Annotated in this window: 14 protein-coding genes and 1 tRNA gene; 6 read left to right on the forward strand and 9 right to left on the reverse strand. The window is 56.9% G+C overall.

The features are described 5' to 3' along the window. Nucleotides 1–517: 517 nt before the first annotated feature. Both QMC91_RS07515 and QMC91_RS07520 read left to right on the forward strand, forming a co-directional pair. The gene (locus QMC91_RS07515) at nt 518–1,693 is read left to right on the forward strand and encodes a hypothetical protein (protein WP_300237308.1); all 1,176 of its coding nucleotides are present in this window, start codon (nt 518–520) and stop codon (nt 1,691–1,693) included. Between the two features lie 231 nt (nt 1,694–1,924). Continuing rightward, nucleotides 1,925–3,211, forward strand: coding sequence for a PAS domain S-box protein (locus tag QMC91_RS07520; RefSeq protein WP_300237310.1), 1,287 nt, complete (start codon nt 1,925–1,927; stop codon nt 3,209–3,211). A gap of 7 nt (nt 3,212–3,218) precedes the next feature. Here QMC91_RS07520 and QMC91_RS07525 read toward each other — a convergent pair whose 3' ends face one another. Beyond that, nucleotides 3,219–4,004 (reverse strand): MBL fold metallo-hydrolase, encoded by a 786-nt coding sequence (locus QMC91_RS07525; RefSeq protein ID WP_300237312.1) that lies wholly within the window; start codon nt 4,002–4,004, stop codon nt 3,219–3,221. Nucleotides 4,005–4,190: 186 nt separating this feature from the next. Then, entirely contained in the window at nt 4,191–6,134 is a 1,944-nt protein-coding gene (locus QMC91_RS07530) for an FAD-dependent oxidoreductase (RefSeq protein WP_300237314.1), read from the reverse strand. An 842-nt stretch (nt 6,135–6,976) separates the two neighbouring features. On the opposite strand from QMC91_RS07530, the gene QMC91_RS07535 reads away from it, so the two are divergent. Both QMC91_RS07535 and QMC91_RS07540 read left to right on the forward strand, forming a co-directional pair. Beyond that, a complete protein-coding gene (locus tag QMC91_RS07535) occupies nt 6,977–7,774 on the forward strand; it encodes a sulfite exporter TauE/SafE family protein (RefSeq protein ID WP_300237316.1) in 798 nt (265 codons plus the stop codon). A 68-nt stretch (nt 7,775–7,842) separates the two neighbouring features. Further along, complete coding sequence (locus QMC91_RS07540) at nt 7,843–8,055, forward strand: LLM class flavin-dependent oxidoreductase (RefSeq protein WP_300237318.1); 213 nt, start codon at nt 7,843–7,845, stop codon at nt 8,053–8,055. Nucleotides 8,056–8,392: 337 nt separating this feature from the next. Here QMC91_RS07540 and QMC91_RS07545 read toward each other — a convergent pair whose 3' ends face one another. Both QMC91_RS07545 and QMC91_RS07550 read right to left on the reverse strand, forming a co-directional pair. Next, nucleotides 8,393–9,346: a galactose-1-phosphate uridylyltransferase gene (locus QMC91_RS07545; RefSeq protein WP_300237320.1), complete on the reverse strand. Its 954-nt coding sequence runs from the start codon at nt 9,344–9,346 to the stop codon at nt 8,393–8,395. A 125-nt stretch (nt 9,347–9,471) separates the two neighbouring features. Continuing rightward, nucleotides 9,472–10,464: a 5,10-methylenetetrahydromethanopterin reductase gene (locus QMC91_RS07550; protein WP_300237322.1), complete on the reverse strand. Its 993-nt coding sequence runs from the start codon at nt 10,462–10,464 to the stop codon at nt 9,472–9,474. A 354-nt stretch (nt 10,465–10,818) separates the two neighbouring features. Here QMC91_RS07550 and QMC91_RS07555 point away from each other — a divergent pair, with 354 nt between their 5' ends. Next, complete coding sequence (locus tag QMC91_RS07555; protein WP_300237324.1) at nt 10,819–12,633, forward strand: tubulin/FtsZ family protein; 1,815 nt, start codon at nt 10,819–10,821, stop codon at nt 12,631–12,633. Here QMC91_RS07555 and QMC91_RS07560 read toward each other — a convergent pair. Continuing rightward, nucleotides 12,617–13,585 carry an NrpR regulatory domain-containing protein gene (locus tag QMC91_RS07560; RefSeq protein WP_300237326.1) on the reverse strand — a complete coding sequence of 323 codons (969 nt, stop codon included), beginning with the start codon at nt 13,583–13,585 and terminating at the stop codon, nt 12,617–12,619. The two genes, QMC91_RS07555 and QMC91_RS07560, sit on opposite strands and share 17 nt — an antisense overlap. After that, nucleotides 13,582–14,007, reverse strand: coding sequence for a dCTP deaminase (locus QMC91_RS07565; protein WP_300237328.1), 426 nt, complete (start codon nt 14,005–14,007; stop codon nt 13,582–13,584). The genes QMC91_RS07560 and QMC91_RS07565 overlap by 4 nt, the downstream gene beginning before the upstream one ends. A 56-nt stretch (nt 14,008–14,063) precedes the next feature. On the opposite strand from QMC91_RS07565, the gene QMC91_RS07570 reads away from it, so the two are divergent. Continuing rightward, nucleotides 14,064–14,135 (forward strand) — tRNA-Arg (locus tag QMC91_RS07570). A 464-nt stretch (nt 14,136–14,599) separates the two neighbouring features. Here the strand turns inward: QMC91_RS07570 and QMC91_RS07575 are convergent. From QMC91_RS07575 to QMC91_RS07585, 3 genes are all read right to left on the reverse strand, one after another. Next, nucleotides 14,600–17,674, reverse strand: coding sequence for a VWA domain-containing protein (locus QMC91_RS07575; RefSeq protein ID WP_300237330.1), 3,075 nt, complete (start codon nt 17,672–17,674; stop codon nt 14,600–14,602). Nucleotides 17,675–17,927: 253 nt separating this feature from the next. Beyond that, nucleotides 17,928–19,325, reverse strand: a complete 1,398-nt coding sequence (locus QMC91_RS07580) for a carboxypeptidase regulatory-like domain-containing protein (protein ID WP_300237332.1) — start codon at nt 19,323–19,325, stop codon at nt 17,928–17,930. Nucleotides 19,326–19,365: 40 nt separating this feature from the next. Next, nucleotides 19,366–20,889 carry an AMP phosphorylase gene (locus tag QMC91_RS07585; RefSeq protein ID WP_300237334.1) on the reverse strand — a complete coding sequence of 508 codons (1,524 nt, stop codon included), beginning with the start codon at nt 20,887–20,889 and terminating at the stop codon, nt 19,366–19,368. Nucleotides 20,890–20,986: the final 97 nt, after the last annotated feature.

The raw sequence follows: 20,986 nt of genomic DNA on the forward strand, positions 1-20,986 counted from the left end.
CATCTCATGGACTTTGAGGTGTTGCGCAACGCAACAGGAGGCCATCAAATCAACGGATCTGAGATATAGGCTCGCCACTGTTTCCCTGGGGTGTGCCTGGAGACCGTGAGACCGGTTCACCGATGCAATCAAATCACTCGTGTTGAACCTCCCTCGTCAAACTGACCCCCTCCAGCCGCTTCAAAATTGCAGGCACTGAGTGGCGTTTGACCCACGGTTGCCGTGCCAGGGACGCATAATGGGGTGGTCTCCGGCGATGCTCATCCATCCGAGATCAGTCTCCTGCAGGTGGTTTTATCAAACGGGGGTATAGCCACAGAGTGTTGGTTTGGTAGCCACAACCGGTCGGGGAAACGGGTCACGCAAAACGACTTTTTTCTGTCCTGCAGGGTATCTACAGGCATTTGTGCAAAGAACGGTAGATCGAAACCCAAAAATTCCTGCCGTCTTACACCTGGTGAGCATATGACAACAAATATGACAACAAATATCTCTTCCACCTTCCACCAGTAGATCCATGGAAAGAGCGTGGCAGCCAGAGGCTCTCCAGAACAGGAGACTCGAGCAACTCAGAGCTACCATGGACGACTATATCGAGAAGAATATCGGGCAGATCGAGGAAAACCTCCCGGTCTTCTTCGGGCATGTTGCCGCCACGCTCGACCGTTCATTTCCCGACCTCGATGACAGAACTTACGATGATTTCATCGATGAAACAGGTTTTGCACTTCTTAACGCAAAGCGCGACCCGCCGACCCCTGAGTTCCTGGAGAAGGTCCTGCGGCATGCGGTGGGGAACAAGAGAGAGCAGAAGGGGCGGGCAACGCTTGAGGTGATGGTGGCCCTCAGGCTTATCGACATTGGCGTTTATTATCAGGCGCTTGAGTACCTTTCGCGCCACAGGAACCATGACGTCCGCATCAACGCCGCCATGGCCTACTGCTACTACGCGCTCTCCCTGGCAAAGAATCAGAGTCCGGGTCCCCGTCCTGACGACATGGAACTCCAGGCCCGCGAGGAGATGCTGACGCTTGCCCGGGTTCGTCCCCCGCTCAGTCGCCTTGGGCCACTCGATCGTAAGGAGAGCCGACTGAACTCAATATTCTGGTACATGCTGGACCTGGCGTTTGCCTGGTTCCCGAGCGAGCCGGAGTTCTACCGCATCGGCATCTCGTGGACGAAACATGTGGGGGATGCCGAACGCCGCCAGCAACTCCTCGACCGTGCCACGGAACATTTCCCGAACGACAGGTACTTCCTGGCTGAGGCTTTCAACACCAGTGTGGACATGCGCAACGGGAGCGGTGCCGCGTCTATAGTGAAACAGATGATGCAGCAGTTTCCAGACGACCACGAACCGCTCTATTACGGAATGAAACTGGCAATCCTTGGTGGAAAACCAAGATCATACGCAAGGTTTCGGAAACTTGCAATCTTGAAGGAGTTTCCCCGTCACCTGCTCCTGCTACTTGACACCGTGCTCGAGGTTATGTGTAACCACAGGACCGAGAGTCTTCTCTGCTTTGAGGAGGTGAAAAAAACCTTTACTGCGCGCGGTTACTACCTGACGGCGCTGGAGTATATACTCCGTGACTTCGTCGAAGGGGACGAAGAACGTGCTAAACGCGCCAGATCTACGTTTTTCTCGAGCGTTGACCAGTATTGTATGCAGACACTCAAGATCAGGACATAATGGATGTGGTGGTACGATCGATCATTCAGGGGGTAAAATGACCGGGTGTGACAGAGGACGTGCCCCGCCAGACTTTGTAGCCGGGTGCCAGGATGGTCGGTCGAAGCGGCGATCCTCAAACGTTGAGCAGAAAGGCATAGCGATGAATATATTTACTCCAGAGAGAAGAACATCCTTCAAAGTGTGCCCACAAGCCAGGATAGGCAGGCAACTCGTGAGGATCTGATTGCGATGACTGGAGGGAGGGGAACAAAAGATGCCGTGAAAGCGTCCACCACAGGAGGCGATGGCGGCGAATCACCGGACCCGGGAAGAGATCTCTGTCTCTCGATCCTTCGCGAAGCCCCTGACGGGTTCGTTATTCTTGACCGGGAAAATAGGTACCGCTACATAAACCCGGCCTTTACCAGGATCACGGGGTATTCAAGGGAGGATCTCCCAGATGTCAGCACCTGGTTTGAGTGCGCCTACCCAAACCCTGCCTACCGCCAGAAGGTGTATGAAATCAGGCAGGAACTCTTCAGCGGCGGTTGCGACTCTATGGTTGTTACCATTGTCCGGAAAGACGGCAGGGTGCGCGATATCGAGGTTCGCCGAACACCCATCAATGACGACTTTGAGCTCCTGACAGTAAGGGACGTCACCGAGCAGACGCTGATCGAGGAGAGCCTTCAACAGACCCAGTCTGAACTGACAACTGTGATCGATTCTTTCCCGGATCTCTTCCTCCGGTTGAACGCTGACGGCACGATCCTGGACATAAAGGCCGGTCGGCTGGTGGAGAGGCCAATGATCACCCGGGCTCAACTGGGGCGACGGCTACAGGATCTGCTACCTCCAGGAGTAAGCAAGGCTTTCGTGGGTGCAATGCAGGAGGCTTTCAGAACCAACACCTGCACCACACCTATCGAGTTTGAGTGCAGGGCGCGGGGAGAGACATGCTACTACGAAATCAGGGTTGTGCCGCTCTATGACACACACCTGATGGCCATAATCAGGGACATAACGGAGAGAAAGAGGGCCGAAGAGGAACTGCACAGTTGCCGCGCGCACCTGGAGGAGGTAGTTGCCGAGCGGACTGCCGAACTCAGGCAGGCGAACGAGCAACTCGAGCACCTCCTCTACTGCATCGAGGTGACCGAACGCAGAGCTGCAGAAAGGTGGCTGGAACGATCGGTTGAGAAGGGAACTATCGGCGCGGATGAACCCGAGACCGTGAGGATCACCACCGATGAGATGGGGACGATCATCATCGCCGACCTGACGGCAGAAGACCTCACCGGCTTTAGCAGGGACGAACTGGTCGGGAAAGCGATCTGGTCGCTCTTTTCAGGCGGTGATCCGGGAGAGACCCTCAGCCATGAGGTGCTGGAGGGCGGCAGATCCGCTGATTGCTCAGAAGGTGTGGTGCTTGTGAGAAAAGACGGATCGAAAGAGGCGGTTCGTATCACCGCCGAGCCCATCAAGAGTGCGGAGGGTTTTGTGATCGGCATGATCTGCACACTGCGAAAGGCCTGAGCGGACTTCAGAGCCTGAACCCGCATGACTCCGGATGCACCGTCCCGGGGTTCTGGGGGGCCACGGCAATTCCCACCTGGTCTGAGTAGAGGCCGAGCCCCTCGAGCGCTGAGAGCAGCACACGATCGGGGGTGTTGTTGATCTCGCTCAGATGGGCAAGCATCGCCATCTGGATACGATCGGCAAGCCGCTGTAGACATCGGGCTGCGTCAGGGTTTGAGAGATGGCCTCTCTTCGATCTTATCCTGTTCTTTAAGTAAGCAGGGTACGGACCTTTCTCAAGCATATCCGGGCAATGATTGCTCTCGAGCAGAACAGCGTCGCAGGTGGCGAGTCGATCAAAGATTGTGGTGGTGATGGTACCTGTATCGGTGCAACACCCCAGACGGAGATCCCCTTCAGCGATACAGAATCCGCAGGGTTCCCTGGCGTCGTGAGATGTCGGGAAGGGCTCGATCGAGAAATCGCCGAGGGTGAACCTTTCGCCAGAACGGCACCGCCGGAGATCTGCGGGTGCACCGCAGGACTTTTCCAGGTAAGTCTCCAACGTGCCGCCGGTTGCATAGACTGGAACATCAAGCCTCCTTGAGAGGAGGTCGAGACCACGGATGTGGTCGATGTGTTCGTGCGTGACTAGTATACCCTCGATGAGCGAGGCGTCCCCGCCGGCGGCATCAAGGCGCCGGAGCGTCTCACGGGCGGAGAGACCGGCGTCGATGAGCAGCGCGCCCCGCTCACCCTGAAGGTAGGCACAGTTACCTTTGCTCCCGCTGGCAAGGATCGTCAGTTTCATCAGTTCCGTTAAGATTCTCTGGAGATAAGAGATAAAGGTATTTGAGGCCACCAGATCAGTTCCTTGAAGTCGGGGCCAGCCAGCCTGATGAACCTTTCCGGTGACTGAACTGCGGGAGACCTGTATCGCCGCAGACCGTTTTACCTCATCTGGATCTCGGGGTGCCTGGTTTTCAGGGTAAAAGGTTTAAGTCAGGAACAAGCTGGTGGCATCCAGGAGGGCTGCTCCAGTTGTCCTGGGTGCTGCAGCATCGCCGATTATATCCAGGCGTGGCACCTTTCCCAGGAGTTCATAATAAAGTTCCTGCCGGGGCGCCATGCTGCCAGCGACCACAATCGCATCCACGCTTTCCACCGTGGAGGTGGTTCCGTAGTATGGGTTGAACAATGTGACTCTCTTGCCTTCATAACTGGTGACAACCTGCATGGGCTCGGTTCGAACCTGAAGTTTTCCCAGACGCTGGAAAAGGGGTAACGAGATGCTCGGATCGACGTTCATCGCCATGGTAAAACCTGGTGTCACCCAGGTCACGCGTTTGCCCTGCGCTGCGAGCAGTTCGACAACTCCTGCCCCTTCGATGGTTCCCCCGTAATCCAGCACCAGCACGTGATTACCCTTCACCCGTCCGTCAAGAGCATCCTGCGTTGTGAAGGATCCGGATCTCGCATCACTGCCGTTTACCCCGCCAGATACCATCTGCGAACCGGTGGCGATGATAACCCATTCAGGTCTCTCCGCGAGCACCGTTTCGGCATCTGCTGCCACCCCTCTGCGCAGCTCCACTTTGAGAGCCCGGAGGGCATACTCCTCATATCGTGTAATACCTTCAAACTCTGACCTGTCCGGTAGACGACTCTCCCACTTTATCCGCCCGCCAACCTCATCCTCCTTCTCAAAGAGCACAACCCTATGACCCTGTCTGGAGGCAACCTCAGCGGCTCTCATTCCGGCAGGTCCACCACCAACGACCACCACCTTCCCGGGCCGCCGGGCTGGCCGGGCCTGTTTTTCATGACCGTAGATCTCCTCAAAACCGGTGGCCGGGTTCACAACGCACATGATGGGCTTATCGGCCAGAAGGCGACTGAGACAGAAATTACAACCAATACAGGTCATGATACCTTCTTCCTCACCGTTCTGAACTTTTTCTACCCAGAAAGGATCGGCTATCAACTGGCGCGCCATGCCGATCATATCACAGGAACCATCTGCCAGAGCAGCCTCACCCTCATCCGGACGGACAATCCGCCCATGACCGATCACCGGGACAGAAATAGCAGCTTTCAGGCGCGCTACATCCGGCAGCAAAAAGCCATGTTCAATCGGGGAGGGCGGGATCATCATCGAAATTGTCTCCCATGTGCCTGAATCACTGGATATGTAATCGGCGATCCCGGCAAACATCCTGGCAAACTCGATGGCATCGTCAATCCCAAGACCATCTGGAAGATACTCATTGAGGTCAAGACGTATCCCCAGTGGTCTGTCCCCTATTGCCTCACGTATGGTCTGCAGTACCTCAAGAACTATACGTGCCCGATTTTTGGCCGAACCACCATATTCGTCGCTCCGGTGGTTGGAATGGGGTGAGAGGAACTGGCGAAGCACGCCGTCGTGTGCCACCTTGATCTCAACGCCGTCAAACCCTGCATCTATTAAATTGGCTGCAGAAACACCAAACCCTGCCACGATCTCATGGATCTGTGAGACCGTCATCGGCCAGGGGGTCTCACCAATGGTCATGTCAGGCTGTGCTGATGGTGCCCATAATGGGCGGTGGGTCTCAATGCTTCGTGACTGGTTGCCGTAATGGGTAAGCTGACCAAAGACCCGGGCCCCGAACCCATGAACAGCATCGGTGATCTCTTTCAGGCCTGGAATGCACCTTTTATCGAAAGCATGAACCATATGGGCATAACTGCCAGATGGATGCACACCCATGCTCGGTACAACAACAAGGCCAACGCCGCCCATGGCACGCTCGCGGTAATAGAAGACCTGTTTGCGTGTGGGCATATGGTCCTCCCCACCAAAGGCAGGTTCATGTGGTAGCATCACGATGCGGTTGCGGATCTCCACATTTCGAATCACGATGGGCGAAAGAAGGTGCGGATACTTTTTTGAAACCATTTTTCACCTCATTTATCAGATTGAACGGTAGTGGTCTGTAATAATACATATTCTTGATCCAGGAGACTACCAAAAACCAATATCAAATGGCGTCCACACGAACGGGCACAGGCGAAGTTCGGTCTTCAAGGGCCCTGCTGCTTCGTTGTCTAATGCCGCCCTCCTGGATAGGAGCGGTCAGAGAGGAGACACTCTTACCTACCCACCGATGGCCCCCCGATACCTGGACTTAATCGGCAGGTTTACTTCGGCGCAGGAGAGGGTATAAAATCAATATCTTCTGGCTTTACGCTGGTTTGATGACCCTCTGCCTGGAGAGGTTGCAGGGTATGCGTATCGCCGCAGACCCGCAGACCGACTGTAAGGAGGGCAGGGGTGATGGAGAACGAGGGATAAACCAGTTACAGGCAGAGATAGGGAGGAGGACTTTAAGTCCCCCATCCCCGTCAGCCCCTCCCATGCCCAAAATGGGTGATTTTTCATCGACATCCTGCCAGAAACGGCGTCTCTGTCAGTTTTCAGACAGAATCCGTCCATACAACGGCAATTGCCACCCACCGCCTGCCCCTTTGAGGGGGGCGGGATTTGAGACTGTTCGACGAGAGACGTTCGGTACGAGTGACTCGATTGCATCGGCGGACCGGTCTCACGGTCTACGGGCATACTACCGCAAAAGGGGGCGCGTTTACAGTTTAGAATCGTTGATTTGATGGCCTCAGAAAAGGTGGGCCAACCCACCAAAATCCTAATCGTATTGAGAAGAGAAGATCTCAGGAGAATTGCTATGGCCGGGCCGTATAAACTAACAGTTCTGCGGTGAAGGAGGAGGTGCGCCTGCGAGGATGGTTGTTGAGTTCACAATCTGGTGGATCCTGCCGCTGGTCCTGATCGGGTTTATCATAGGTCTGCTGGTGAGTATCTTCGGCGGTGGTGGCGGTTTCTTCTACGTGCCTCTTCTGACACTCATCTTTCAGGTGCCGACGCAGTATGCCGTCGCCACCTCCCTTGCCTCGATCATCCCCACCACCATTCTTGGTTCTGTCGGACATTACCGCCAGGGCAACCTGGACGTCTCCCTTGGTTTGATCTTTGGTACTGGCGGAATCATAGGTGCGTTCTTCGGTGCCTTTGCATCGGGCATGATCCCTCCGCCACTCATGGGGAAACTCTTCGGCATCTTCATGATCGTGCTGAGCATTCCAATGCTTTTCAGCGCCAGGAAGAGAGCGGGTGCCGGCACAGACGGGAGACCTGCTGTCTCATATCCCCTCACAGCGGCCAGGGCGGCCGAGGGCACGATCTTTGGCATCGTTTCAGGCGCCATGGCAGGGCTATTCGGGGTGAGTGGAACGCCGCCGGTCATCGCCGGATTGTATCTCATGGGGCTGCCTGCTATAAAGGTGGTTGGAACTTCCATATTCGTCCTCCTCTTCAACGCCGTTGCAGGTCTGAGCGGCCACCTCGCAATCGGACAGGTTCACTGGGGGCTGACCCTCTTCCTTGCGGCCGGAGCGGCTACAGGGGCGTATCTTGGACCGCGATACCTGAGCAGGATAAAAACACCCGCCATGGAAAGGTTCTACGGACGATTCTTCACCATGCTGGTCATCGCACTTGGAGTCGTCATGATCCTGGATTGACGAAACCAACCGATGGGAGCGGGTCTGTGTGAGGGTTCCGGCGAACCACCAAACGAGATGGCAGTCTCTTGTTGACACGGCCAGTGGATAGGGTTCCTGTGTACGTCAGCGCGATCGGACCGCGCGCGGCAAAACCGGCAGGTCGCCGCGGCGACCACCTCATCAGTTTTGCAAACAATCCCCGCTACGTCAAGGAAGAACTCCTGCCAAACTTTGAGAATGGCGCCAGAGAGTCTGGAAAAGATCCGAAAACCATGGAATGTGCCGGACACTTTGCTTAAGTCTACGACACGGATCAGGTTGTCCTCCACGATGACCTGCAGCAGATGCCGGTACAATTAGTGGAGGGGCTTTAGAGAGGGCCATGTCAAGCGGGATAACCCCGATCTTTAACTTGCGGGGGTGAAGGGGGCGGAGCGGGAAGACCCCACCCTTCGGGGTGGGGATGAAAGCAGAGCCGCCCCCTTCACCCCCGCTAGATAAAAAAAGCACCTGAAATGGGAAACGCGCGGCTCTGGATGCGTTCATCTCAAGAAGAAGATGGGGCTGATACCCTCCAGAAACAGCACCAGTCAGGTGAATATAGGAGGGCGAGCGGATCTAACGGTACCTGGATTGTCACCGGTCCAGGGTGGTCTCCAGAGGATCCTTACCCCTGAAGAGTGCGCCAAGGTCTTCAGGAAGTGTCAGGATGACCGGTTCCAGGTGCAGCCTCTCCATGAACGCCGAGTCGCACATGGAGAGGTCGTTCGGGTTTAAACGGGCGATTACGGAGCAAAAAGTCCGATGACCCCGCCCCGAGTTTCTGGCTGAGTCAAAGTAGATTGCGACATTGAACGCGTGGGTACCAAGACCCCGGTAGAAGTCGATGACCCTGAGGATGCCGTCTGCCAGCGGTTCGATGCAGGGTTCGAACTCCTCAAGCGTCGATACCGGGAGGACACCCCGGACCTCCCTCTCGCCGAGAGGAACGGGGTTTGCCGACCAGAAGATCTCGTTCTCGAAGAGAAACCGTTCCGAAGTGCGTTCGTGTTCCACAAGGTCGTCCCAGTAGGAGCGATGGTGGTCGGCAAGGTAACGATCTCCGGCGGTTAGGTAGAGTCCTGCAAGATGGGTGGGTTTCTCATCGGCGATCCCCTGCAGATGGGGGTGGAATATGCTCGCACCGGCCGAGGGGAGGTAATTCCAGTTGATGCTTGCGTATCCAGGAAATCTGATGAGCGCCTCAACCGTGCCAGATATAGCATCGGTGAGGTTTTTCCTATCAAATCGGTCAGGTGCGTGTTCGGGTGTGATCACCGTGACCACGTGGCGAGCGGCGAAAGGGTAGAGGTTCGGAAACGTGACGCTTTTCCCGCGCCGGATTCGACTGCCGTCCTCAAACGTCGGGGTTGAGGTCTCCAGTGTGCCGGGGCAGAACGGGCAGCCCTCATCTGAGGTTGGCATGACGGGAGCGGCGTCGATATGCCGCTCCATCCTGGCGGGGCTGATCCGGCACATGAGCCCGGTGAGGGTCTCCCTGCGGTATTGCAGGGTGCCGCGTTCAGTCCGGATCTCATCTGTGGTGAACATGCCCCTCAGTACCCCCGTTGGCGTCTCAGGTGTATAAACCTGTCAGAACGGCGGATGAGGTGGATAGAGATATGACGGAGTGGCAGTGGTATCTATAAAAAGGGGGGAGTTGTGTTTTTCCCGCCTCAGACAATGTACTTGCCCAGGAGGCGGATGGAGGTGGTCATGTCGGGGCCGAGTGGCGAGCCGAAGATGATCTGGGTGACTCCAGCCTTTGCAAGGTCCTCGCACTTCTGCTTGACCATGTCAGGCGTTCCGGCGATGGTGAAGGCATCGATCTCAGCATCACCGACAAGGCTACCGACCGTCTTGAAGTCGAAGCGACCGAGCGCCTCCTTGATCTTGGCGACGTTGTCCAAGTTGAGGTTGTGGCGCTTGAGGAGTTCGGGCGGGGATCCGGCGGCGATGAACGCAGCGACGATCTTTGCGGCGTTCCGGGCTTTCTTCTCGTCCATGTCGATGGACATGGCGGTATAGGCGCCGACGTCGAAACTCTTCTTGCCGACCTTCTCCATCGCTTTCTTGATGATCGGGATGGCGACCTCGAAGTCCTTCGGGTTGGACGCGTTGATCAGGGCACCGTCACCGATCTCACCGGCGAGTTCGAGCATCTTGGGCCCCTGGGCACCGATGTAGATCGGGATACCCTTCTTGCCTGGCAGGGTTACACCGGTCAGCTTGGCGCCATCGTAGTCGAAGAACTCCATCTTGCCGGTCTTCTTGACCTCTTCGCCGGCCAGGAGTTTCCGGATCTGCTCGACGCCTTCGCGCAGGCGGACGACGGGCTTGACAGGCTGTATGGCGAGCTTCGGGAGGGTCGAGAGGTCGCCGGGCCCGATACCCAGGACTGCGCGTCCATCGGAGATCTCGTTTAACGTGGCCGCGAAAGACGCGATCGCTGCCGGCGTGTCGGTGAAGGTGTTCATGATTCCCGGGCCCATCTTGATCGTGTCGGTGTTTGCCGCGATCATGGCAAGGGTCGGGTATGCGTGACGGTTGTTGTAGTGGTTGGTGATCCAGGCGTAGTCTATATCCTTCGACTCTGCAAGCTTGGTGTACTTCACCACCTGCTTTACGTTGATTGCTCCGGGCACAAATTCAATTCCATATGTAGTCAAGGCTATTCACCTCATTGAGTAGTTACGTGCCGGGAGTTATATAAATTATCATTTTGTGCTCACCCGAACTGCACCTGCCACCTGCACAGCGCAAAATTGGGACTGGTGATGAGTTTTAACGGCAATTTGCTGGTTTCGCTCTCTTTTCCGCGGGCCACCAGGTCGAAGAGTGGTAAACCGGAACGGTTAAGGCTCATCAGCGATTCCTACGGAAGGCGCTGAACGTCGCAGGGAAATATATATCTTCGTCTGCCCATATAATCATCAATAGTTCTCGATGAGTTTCATACTTCTTTCAAGGCAGAGTTTCTCCAGGCCGTGCAAAGAAGTTACCAGATAAGGGGTATAATCAGTATGCGCGTTCTGGCAATCGGGCTTGGCGGCGCCGGGTCGAGGGTGGTGGATAACCTCTATGACCACGACCGGCGGAGTGGAGTCCATTGTATGAATGCGGTGGCTATCGATATCGACCCAAACTCCCTCCTGCAACTTCGCTACCTCCCGAACAATGCCCGGATCTTTTTTCCAAAGGTCAACATAACCGATCACGCGGTTGCAGCAGATGTGATAGATATCGATGAGGTGATGACCCGCCTTCAGCGCATGGATTCGATCGAGATCGACTCCATCCTAATCTGCTGCGGTCTGGGGGGCAACGTCGCCGATATAGCGCCGTTTATAATCGAGAAACTCCGGGTATCCTATGTGGAACCGATCTTCGCTCTTGCAATCCTTCCATGTCTCAGCGAGGGTAAGCGGGTCTCGGCTAAAGCTGCTGATGACCTTGAGATGCTCCAGGAACTGGTCGACGGTGTAATCCTCTTTGATAACGAGACCTGGTCGAGGAAGTTACTGGCCTGTGAGACGCCGGGTTTGAAGGATAACGCTGGCGGTTCCGGCCGACGGCATCAGCCTATCACGACACCAGACCCAAGAACTCATTATAACATGCTCAATGAACGGATTGCCCGCCAGATCGGGCTTCTCCTGCGCGCTGGAGAGTTTAACGCGGCGGGGGTTGAGGTTGCCGAGGTCGTTCTGGACGCGGGGGAGGTCCTCAACACCCTGAAAGACGGGGGGCTTGTCGCGGTCGGTTATGCTACGGAGCGTCTGCCAACGGGGTTGACGAACCTGCTACGCAGGAGGCGGTCGTTGAAAGACCTGATCCAGGGCTCGCATGAGAGAACAGCCAGGATAATCTCGCTTGCAAAGCGAGCGGTCTATGAGGATATCTCGATCCCCTGCGACCTGACCAGTGCCGAGAAGGCGCTGGTGCTGATTGCAGGCCCTTCAGCAGAACTATCGATGAAAGGGTTCCAGATAGTACGCAAATGGATCGACCGGAGTATCGCCGGGCTCGAGATGCGTTCCGGGGACTATCCGGTGCGGAACACTGCGTATGTGGGGATCATAGTTGTGCTCTCGGGGCTCTCAAACATCCCGAGGGTTGGAGAACTCCGGGGTATCAGGGAAGACTACCTGCTTGAGTGCGAGGAAGAGGTAGCCAGGGCATCAGAGGTTTCTGATGTGGAAGAAGTCCTGGATTTTGCCTCTCCTTGCGAGATCATGTATCCGGCTGAAGATGTGGGTGATGAGATTATGGTGGAGAAAGACGAGATGATCGAGATCCCGGGCGGTGCCAGCAAGGGACAAAAAGACGAGACCATTGATATGCTTCCAAAATCAGGGAAGAAGAAGGAGGAGGGTGAACTCGTCCTGCCGCCCAGGGGAAGTGGACGGGTGGTCGACCTGGCGGGGTCGGCCTCAGTCACCTCATCGGTGCCCGCACCGAAGAACAACACCTTTGACCTGAAGGGCATTCATGTTGAGAAGACGGCGCCAAGAGACGAAGGTATGAGCGGTTCGGCGTCCTTTAAGCCGGTGCAGCGGCCGAAGGACGGTGTTTTCAGCGGTGAACGCGTCACGTTAGGCCAGGGTGCTCGGCGGCCGCGGGACAACCTCTTTGATGAAGCGGAGGTGCGCATGCGTGGAGGGGTACCTGCACCAAAGGACGGGTTGCCGGACCGGGCGCGTGGAGTTGCCGGGCAAGGGCCCAGGCCGAAAGAGGTTGATCCGGGACGGGGAAAACTCCGGGTGCTTGATCCAGAGGCCCGGGAAGAGAGAAAATCGGACGAAGAGTCGGACGATGGGATCACCTGGATCCTGTAGCATACATCAGGTCTTCAAAAGGCGTCGTTCCGGCGCCGATCTCGGTTTTGACGGTGTAGCCTTTCTCGACAGCGTTTCCAACCATGTTCATCCCGGTGAACGCAACGACGAATAGCCTGTAGGGGTGTTCGGGGAGGTTGAACTCGCCGATGCCTCTGCCGGCAGGGAATGCGAACCCCAGCTCTTCCATCAGGCCGACAACCTCTTCAACCCTGGAGCCTGCGGCTGCGGGGACTGCACGGACGTTTGCGAGCGCCACACCCGCTCCGGTCGTCACGAGCCGGTTGATCGAGGTGAGACCGGCGGAGACGAAGAGGTGGAGCGGGTCGACGGACGTTCCGCGGTAGCCGATGAGGTCGAGAAAACTGGCGGAACCGTTCTCGTCGACGGCGATCCTGCCAGCGTACTCGAGTCTTGTGGGGATGCCCATCTTCTGAATGACGCCGTCCAGGGTGACGCTGCACGCGGTCATGATCCCGAGATGACCCTCGGGTATGCGGGGGTCGGTGTCGACGACCCGGTAGGTGTTTAAAAACCCGTAACCCGCCGACGCTACCTCGTCGAAGGCTGCTGTGACGCCGGGGAGGTCATCCTCACGGACGAGAGAGAGGTTGTAGGCAACCGTCCCTTTGCCGGTCGTCGGGTCAAAGGTGCTGCGAAATGCGAGTCGCTCGAGTTTTGATATGATGAACCCGATCTGCTCTTCGACAAGCGCCAGCTTGCTCTCGGCGATCCCGGCCTCGGTGAGGAGGCGGCCCCGGTTCCCGACCTTCGCTGTAAACCCCATCTCGTCGAGGTACTGGAGGTAGTACTGGACGGCGCGGTCGCTCAGGACAAAACCGCGTTCGGCCATCTTCTCGCTCAGTCTCTTTGCGCCCAGGGGTTCGTGTGACTCAGCCAGGATCCTCAGGATCTCGAGGTACTTTCGTTCGGAGCGTATGGAGGGGGTCATCGGGTATGCACCACGCCAACGCTGTCCTGGTAGCGGCCGGCATAGGTCTGGTCGGCGTTCAGGACTTCATGGAGGATCATCTGGACGATCCGGTCACCTTCCTGGAGGTGGATCTCTTCTCTCCCGGTGTTTGTCAGGCAGAGCGTCAGGTGGCCGCGAAACCCGGGGTCGATGAATCCACCGCCAAGGAGGAGGCCGCGGCGGGCGAACGAGGAGCGGCAGCGGAGTGTCCCCGCCAGGTCTGTCGGGAGTTCCACGCGCTCGATCGAGGCTACCAGGGTGCATACACCGCGCGGGAAGACGATAGTTTCGGCAGCGCGGAGGTCGTAGGATGCAGGTTGCTGTGATGCACTGTGGTATGGTTCGATGACGAGATCGCCGTCATGGAGTCGGCGAACGATTTCGCTGGACGAGAGGATCATTGTATAGAACAATGCTATAAAAATGCTTAATATCTTATGATAGAAATCGATGAGGGGGACCCATGGGGTAGGGGACATCCTTTTGGGCTTCGAACCCAAGGACGCGGGTTCAACTCCCGCTGGGTCCGCTGTTTTTGCCGGAGTATTTTGTAGGGTTTATCCAGGGACGGATGGACGTTGCTGCATATCTGGATGTGGGGTGTCGGCGAAAGGCCGTACTCCTGGAGACGTTGTAAAGAGGGGGGACGGGGACGACCCCGGTTCAATCTCCGGGAAGGATCTTATCTGCGGCCATCTCTGAACCCTCCATAGGATCCAGGTTTTCCTCCACGGGCAATCACCGCGGTAGCGGCCGGACGGTGGGAATGCTCGATGAAAGAGACGTTCACCGAGAGTGGTTCGTGGGCATCGGTGAACTGGTTTGATGGCCACAATACGCCTCTTCGCTGAAGGGCGACCCAATCAAGTGGGTAGCGGAGAGGTTTCGAGGCGGCATCGTTATACTAAACACCTGCCCTTCCAGGTTGGGAGACGTTGAAATGCAGATCCACCGGGGGGTGTCACCCCCTATGTTGGGAAAAAAGATTGGGGGCTATTCGATCTTTATGTAGGCACGCGATCTGCTTCCGACAGGAATAGCCAATGTTGTTGTATCCACCGCGTCGGGGGCGTCGTCCGCCGAGGCGGTGAGCCGGACCCAGTAATCACCGTCAGGCAGGTTGCTTGCGTCCAGGAGGGCTTTGCCCTCTGTAGTCGAACTGTCCACCGTCTTCGTCCAGAAGACCGTCCAGGATAGACCTTTATCCTTTGAGTAGGCAAGGGTCTCATGGATGTCACTGGTGCCGTTGTAGGTGATCGTCCAGGTCAGCGGGACGGTGTCGGTGAACGAGTCCTGCCCGGGCGGGAGTTCTGGCTCCTCAAGATCCACCGCGAGCCAGGCGGACGTTATACCGGTGTTGTTCAGGTCAGGGAGGACCGTGAGGAAAGTATCCGGGAGAGCGAGCGTCTCTTCACCGTTGTTAAACGAGAGGCTTGCGCCAGGGCCGAAGATGTTGATGTTATTGTATTCGCCCCCCTTGTATGAAGAATTCACTGCAAGCCGGATATTCGCCTCCCAGACCTGGTTGAGGTGGATGGTACCGATGTCGAAGTGGAGGTTGTGATTTGTGTTCCAATTGCCGGTCTGGTCGACGGTACCTTTATAAAGGGTGGTGCCGTTTCCGCTCGTGTTAAGGATGTATGTGGAGACCCCATTCTGGTACCTGTAGTCAAACACTTTGAATGCGTCTACGGGCGTTTCGTTCACCTCAACATTATTGAAGACGGTCATCGTGGTGTTGACGCCGGCCTCGGTCTTGAGTTCGCCGGCGATTTCGGTGTAAATCTGGGCGAGGTCGTTGCCCGTTGGTGCATGATAATATTTACCACCTGTAGATTCTGCCAGAACCTTGAGGGTATTTTTGCCTCCCTCACTGATGTCATTTGCAAACGCGATGGAATAAATACGGATATTATTATTCATCGCATAGACGGACATGTTCTGATTACTCATGAGCCCGCTTCCGAGACCGTCAAAAGGCAGGTACTCTGTTGTAAGGTCCTTGAACGTTGATGGGTCCTTGTTTTTTTCTGCAACACCCCTCGCGAGCGGATCGCCATAGTGGTTGTAGTCCCCGTCAGAAAGGACAATGATAGCTTTTACGGTGTTGTCACGGCCGTTGTCAATCAACTCGTTGATCGCTTTGTAGATACCAAATCGCATAGGAGTTCCCCAGTCGGGGACCATTTGTTTGATGGTCGTGTTGATCAACGTGGCGTTATCACTCATCGAGAGGTCAACGGTGGCGTAACCAGCATAAGTCTTGCCATTAGCGGGGTAATGGGTAGAACAATAATCGGAGTCATCATAAGTTCTGTCGTCTCTACCCAGCCACTCATGATTGCCGTATTTCAAGAGGTCAGTCTGTCCATTCTTGCCAAAAGAGACGAGACCCAGATGATCGCGGGGGTAGTTCATCTGTGCATTAAAGATTTCGGAGGCCTCCATTGCCTTGACCATGCGGTCGGGGTAGTCTTTGAGCATACTCCCCGACCGGTCGGTGCATAGCACAACATCGATCGGATCCGGCTGCAACTCATACCCATCGCCCTTCAGCCTTATCTTGACATCGACCGTATCGTTCATCCCAATAGTCGCCGGGGAGACCTCGGTCTCAACCGAGAGGTAGGGGTAGTTCATCCATGTCAGGACGAGGCTTCTGGTGGCCTGATGTCCCAGGGTTACATTCTCCCACGTGGCGCTGACGGTTACATTCCCCCTCGCAGCGATCCGTTTCCCATCATCAGGTTCTTTGAACTTTCCCGGGTGGAAATTGACGGTGGCATACCCGTTCTCGTCGGTCACGGCGGTGTTTATGTTCTGTCCTGGTGTCTCTCCCAGATAGGGATTGTCGGCCAGATCGACCCCTTCGTAATTGATCGAACCTGTATCGATCTCAAACCTCACCGTCTCCCCCCCGACCGGGTTCCCCTTGACGTCCATCACCTTGGCCCGGAGTTGCGCTACCGAATCGGGATCTACATCGCGGCTCGGCATCGATTGCGGGCTTGCGGAGAGGACCATGTCCACAGGGTCGGTGCTGGTGAACTCCACCACCTGCGTTACGCTCACGCCCGGGTTCGCGGCTGCGGTTGCCGTTATGGTCGCCGTGCCCATGGAGTTTTCAGGGCCGTAAGTGACCATCACCTGACCGTAACGATTGGAGTAGAGGAGAACGCTCTGCTCATCAGGTCCATTCGCCCGCTGTATCGTTGCGTTAACCCAGAGTCCCTGCCCTGGAGCGCTGTTACCGTAGGCGTCACGCAGGGTGTAGGTTAGCCGGATCACCTTATCCCCATCCGCCGGGACCGAGGCACTTACAGGGTCGACCACAAGATCGATCCTGGCCGGGTCGTTCCCGAGAGCGGTGATGGTGATGTACCTGCCCGATCCAACCGATGCTGGTGGCTTGATGTAGACGATATTCTCCCCGGCCACGGTATCGACATTAAGTCTCGCGGTTGCATTCCCGGTCACGTCCACCGGCACCGTGACCTTATCACCATCGCTCCCTTCAAAAAACGCTCCGCCAGCAGGCGAGCCCACCATTAAAGTCACGGTCTCGGCAACCCGCCGGTCATCCACCGGGTTCCCGTAGCGATCCTCCATCCGGACAACGATATCCGTCGTCTCGCCAACCAGCACCTCAGGATCGTACCAGAGGCCGGCAAGCCTGTAGGGCGTCGCGTGGTCGATAAACTGCTCGACGCTCGCGGTCGGGGGCTCATCCAGCCCCTCATACAAAACCGTCGCCGTGATGGTCGCCGTGCCGCTCTTAGGCCCGGGCCTGAACTCTGCCGTTGCCTTCCCATCAGTGCCCGTCACCAAGTGTGCGGGTGCGATACTCCCATCCGTGCCGCCAACCGACAAATCAACCCTGATGCCACCCACCCCGGTAGCCGGAGTGCCATTTGTCACCTGTACCGTGATGGTAGCGGTCTCACCGCTCCCAGCCGTCAGCCACTGCGTATCCGTGCTGACGGCAACTGTATCCGGAATCTGCCCCGCGACCGGCGCCGCCAGTAAGACCAGCCCGATCACAAGGCACGCATACGTCCACCTGATCATGCGTCACACTGTACATTCTCCTGTTTCACTATCCAGGGATAAATGTTGTCAATTGAGTGAAGGTTCTTTCAGCATACCAGATAACTTGGTGAAAAACAGACACTATCCACCCCAATGACCCCCGGTGCTCAAACCTCAGCGATGATCTCGCAAAACCGTGGCCAGGGGATACCAGTGGAGGGGGCCACCCCGTGTCACCCCCACGGGGTATAGCCACCTCCCACTCCACTCAAAAATATGATGATCGGAAGGCCTACAGGCTGTCGCGGCCGCCGCGTGATCTGCCCTTACGCTGGCTGGAGCGCCTCCTCCGGAGAACCACTACAGCCGCGATGAGCAGGATGAGAACGATCCCGATACCGACCAGGGGAATCCAGATATTGAGCTCCCGCTCCATGACAAGCGGAACCGAGAATACGGTTGTGCCGGCCGGGATATCAACCTCGACCGAGATGTTCCGGTAGCCATCATGAACAGCGGTGACGTTATACACCCTGTTTGTGACAAGCGATCTCGTGAGGCTACCCTGACTGTCGGTCACCCCGGCGACCTGGTCATCGATTACGATCGTCACCCCGGCCAGCGCGTTCCGGTCAGCATCCTTCACGTTGAAGGTCACATCCGCCCGGTCGTAACCGAGCTCAACCACGATCTCCTCTCCTTCCCCGGAGATCCGGCGCGTCTCGCTCCAGTCGGCGTAGCCCGACGCACGCACCATGATCTCGTATGTTCCCGCAGGGAGATCGGAGAGCGTGAACCTGCCATACTGGCTGGTCTTTCCCTTCAGCGTCCCGTTGAGGTAGACCTCGGCACCCTCGATCGGTTTTGTTGCTTCGTCAAAGACCGCTATCGAGACAGAGTAGGCCGATTTCGAGAGTTCCACGCCCAGGAAGACATCGTCCTCGTCCAGGTAGATGGTCTCCTGGTAGGGCTGGTAGTCAGTGGCTGTAATCCTGAAAGTATACCGCTTCGCCCGCTCAAGGTGGAGTTGCAGCCCACCGTCAGCATCGGTCTTCCCGGCAAGTGTGTTGTCTATGTACACCTCCGCACCCTGGATCGGGGTTGAGGTCCCGGCGTCAATCACCCGGATACCCAGGATATCGTTCGGGAAGAGCAGGTACTGGACAGTTCGGTCGCTGCTCTCCATCTCCACGGTCTTTGAGAGGTCGTTGTAGCCCGACGCACGGACCTCGATGCTATAGACCTCCCCGGCCTTCACCGTAAACTTCGCGGTTCCACCGCTGCGGGTGACCTCAGAGTCGGAGTAGTCTGCGCCCTCGACCCGCACCACAGCACCGACGATCGGTTCAAGGGTGGTCGCGTCGTAGAGTTCGATGGAGAGGGTCGTGTCCTCCCGGATCATATCGACATATACACGTGTCACGTCGTAGTCGACGTAGTCCACCCAGTCCCGGTAACCTTTCTTTACGACCTTCAGGTAAAAGTCAGTTGTACTGGAATGGACGTAGGAGTATGTCCCGTCAGATGCGGTCTTTCCTATATATTTGCCATCGATGTAGATGGAGGCGTCGGCGATCGCCTCGCCGGTGCTGTCGTCGGCAACGTTGATCCGCAGGGTGACCGCCTGCACCGTGCCGCAGAAGAGGGCACAGGAGAGGAGGAGGATCATGATGAGATGACTTTTCTTCATTATGGAGTGTAAGGCGGTGAAAAAACTTGAGAGCATCGGTTCACACCCAGCGATCCTGTGGGATACGCTCAATCACCATGCCCTCCACAACCACTGGCATAAGCGCCCGGCCGACCTCGATCGCGCGTGAAAGCCGCCATTCCCGTTCAGCGTAGATGGTAAAGATGGGGTCTCCCTTCCTGACCCGTGTCCCCTTCTTCGCATGGATGTATAGCCCCGCGCCATGATCGTAAGGCGAACCAGCGAGTCTTGCGAGAGTGATAAGCGCGCTGTTGTTCAGCTCGATGACATAGCCGTCCTGGGGTGCCCTCACATCGAACGTGTACTCCCCTGGCTGGAGGTCTTCAGCCTTCACGTTCGGGTCCCCGCCCTGGATCTCTATGATCTGTCGCATCTTATCAAGCGCCCTGCCACTGCGGAGGACGTCTGCGGCGACCGCGGCACCCTGTCCGGGTGCGGCTTTCCCAGCCATTTCAAGCGCCATTCCGGCCAGGGAGACGCTCTTCTGGATCAGGGAGTTCGGTTCGGTTGCACCCTCAAGGACAGCGAGCGCCTCGCGCACCTCCAGGTTCGGGCCGATGGTGTGGCCAACTGGCGACTCCCCGTAACTTAACGCACACTCTACCCGCATTCCTAGCCTTTCACCGATATCGATGAACTCACGGGCGAGTTTCCTGCCATCCTGCACGTTCTCGACCTTTGTGTTCCTGCCAACAGGGATGTCTATAACCACAAGGTCGGCGTCGACGGCGGTCTTCTTGGCCATGACGCTTGCGATCATCTGTCCCCGGGCGTCGATCCGGAGAGGGTATTCATGGGCGATGATCTTGTCGTCGGCGGGGGCGATGTTCGTGGCACCGCCCCAGACGATGACGCCGCCGACCTTCTCGGTCATCCGCTGCACCTCGACCGCCGGGAACGCGACCGGCGCGAGAACCTCCATGAGGTCTGCCGTCCCACCGGCGCCGGTGATGGCGCGGGAGCTGGTCTTCGGGATCAGAAGGCCACTTGCAGCGATGATCGGCACGATCAGGAGTGAGATCTTGTTCCCGGGCACACCTCCAATGGAGTGTTTGTCGACGATGGGGTGCCTGGTGAAGTGGAGGCGCTCCCCTGTATCGACCATGGCTCTCGTCAGGTACTCTATCTCGTCCAGGTCCAGGCCGTGGATGTATGAGGCGGTGACATAAGCGCTGATCTCGCCGGCTGAGAGGGTATCATCGACTATATCCTTGACGACCTCCATCGTCTCGTCCTTGTTAAAACGCCCACCGTCCATCTTTTTCTTGATATGGGCAAGAGAGCGGGGACGGTCGGCGCTCCTGACTTCCACGGTTGTGCCGTCTTCGACGGCGAGGGTGGCATTAACCGGCTTGTAGAGTCCTATGACCCCCGGTTCGATGAGCGAGTCGGTGGTGTCGACATGGGCCTGGGCGGTCTTCCCGGTCACCCCATCGACTATCTGGACACGGTCACCGTCGCGGACTCGCAGTGTTCGTGCATCGGTGCTGTTTAGGAGAACCCCACGGCTTGCAATGTCAAGCAGTTTTACGGTAAGTTTCATACGTGTAACCCCATCCTGGTTGAGATTAAGGTTTTGTACTACTTAAGAGCGGCTGATCGGGGAACGACGGGGTTGGGAGAACCCTGGATGGTAGAGC

Source organism: Methanoculleus sp. (assembly GCF_030019085.1).
Taxonomy (GTDB): Archaea; Halobacteriota; Methanomicrobia; order Methanomicrobiales; family Methanoculleaceae; genus Methanoculleus.